At 69.0% G+C, this 1,111-nt stretch carries 1 protein-coding gene; it reads left to right on the plus strand.

Annotated features, from left to right (window positions below; genetic code table 11):
- Window positions 1-452 precede the first annotated feature (452 nt).
- Window positions 453-1,111: hypothetical protein (locus ACZ5CW_RS41210; RefSeq protein ID WP_468610971.1), on the plus strand; the 659-nt coding region annotated here is incomplete at its 3' end.

A 1,111-nucleotide genomic window follows, 5' to 3' on the forward strand; every position in this document is an offset into this window, starting at 1 on the left:
AGCGCGGCAGAACCCACGAGGGCCGCCGCCGTCAGCCCACCGGCCCGCCGCAGTACCTGTCGTCGGCTCAGATGGCTGGGCGTCTCGCGCTTCATCTGTCTTCGGGGACCTTTCCTCGACGTGGGCCACACGTGTGCAATGTGTGTGCGCCGCAGGATTGAATCACTTACCCGCCTCTTACGCCAGGTCCGTTTCCCCAGCTCACAGCCATGCCCCACACCGCAACCGCCAACGTGACACACGTCACTCGAGTAAAGGTGATGTGAAGGGATGGTTCTTGTTGATCAGCCCGATTTGAGGGACTGGTACCGGAACGAATGTTCCGCTTAGCGTGCGGCTTTGGCCTGGTCTTTGCGCGGCTTTCACTCTGTCATGAGCCCGATACCACGGCTGCTTTGCCTTGCACGTGTGCCGGGACCGGGTCCCGGCCTTCTTTGGGTTGGGGATGGTCCGTGCGACTCGCACGCAGACAGGGGAAGCGCACGTCATGGGCGGTGGCCGTGGCGCTGGCGGCATCGCTGCTGGCCGCGCCCGCGGCCGAGGCCGCAGGCACGGCCAAGTCCGTCACGGCGGGGCTCAAGCCGGTGAACGTGCCGGTGCAGGCGGCCGGCGGGGTGCCGCGTGACGGCGCGGAGCCCACGCAGACCAAGCCCGTCCGCCCGGTGTGGCCCAAGGCGGCGCAGGCGCGCCTCGCCCTCTCCGGCCTCAAGCCGGGCAAGAAGCTGCCCGTCGCACCGTCCGGCGAAGCGGACAAGGCCACCGTCCAGGTGGGCCCGGCTCCCGTGAGCGCGCTCGTCAAGCAGCGGTCCGCCATCGCGACGACGACGCCCGCGGACGTCGACGTCAAGGTCCTGGACCGCACCCAGTTGAAGCGGACCAACGGCATCGGGATGGGCGTGCAGCTCACCCGGCGCGACGGCCGGGGCACCCCCGGCCCGGTGAACGTCAGCTTCGACTACTCGGGCTTCAAGTACGCCTACGGCGGCAACTTCGCCTCGCGTCTTCGCGTGGTGGCGCTGCCCGCCTGTGCCCTGACCACGCCGAAGGCGAAGGGCTGCTCGACGGCCAACCCCCGGCCCGTCAAGGTCACCAACGACGTGGCCACGGGTAC

This window comes from Streptomyces sp. NPDC031379, from assembly GCF_055569615.1.